Below are 632 nucleotides of genomic sequence, written 5' to 3'. Positions count from 1 at the left end.
ATAAAGTCGAGTCAGGCTCAATGTTAGTCAATCAGACAGGTGAAACCTTAAATGGCATCGTCCACTCCGTAGAGCAAGTTGCACGCCGTATAGAAAGCGTCAATGTTGCTGCCAAAGAACAATCTAACGGAATTGGACAGATCAACCAGGCCATTTCGCAAATGGATGAGATGACACAACAAAACGCAGCCTTGGTTGAAGAAACTGCCGCTGCGTCAAGGTCTATGAGTGACCAGGCGAGTAAGATGCAACAATTGGTTCGTTTCTTCAGAACCTAGTCTGTCTGTGGCATAATTCGCAGCCTAAACCGAAAGGGGAGTCATTTGACTCCCCTTTTTTTGCACCAAAGTCTCAAACCTAGATAAAAACGAACCACTATATGTCAGCACAAACGAACGATATTCTTCAACAAGAACTACTTAGCAATCTATCTCGCTACCAAGATAGAGCGGCTCGCGTTTTCCATGGCAGAGGTAAATACTTTGAAGCGCTAAGCAGTCTGAATATTGAGTGGTACCCGCCCTATTTATTTGTGCAAAACTTTTCAGAAAGTCTTAGTGATGATATCGCCGCAAGTCTCAAAAAAGTATTTGACAACAATCTGTATATTTCAGCGATCATCATACAAACAC

At 42.9% G+C, this 632-nt stretch carries 2 protein-coding genes; both read left to right on the top strand.

Translation table 11 applies throughout. From position 1 onward, the window contains the following. A partial coding sequence (locus A3729_RS07890) for a methyl-accepting chemotaxis protein (RefSeq protein WP_231877384.1) occupies positions 1-278 on the top strand: 278 nt, incomplete at its 5' end. 101 nt (positions 279-379) lie between these two features. Beyond that, the coding region (locus A3729_RS07885) for a class I SAM-dependent methyltransferase (protein ID WP_197475677.1) at positions 380-632 on the top strand (253 nt) is incomplete at its 3' end.

Source organism: Oleiphilus sp. HI0043, assembly GCF_001634935.1.
The sequence above is the reverse complement of the archived record's forward strand: the minus strand, read 5'-3'. Positions and strand labels throughout refer to the sequence as shown.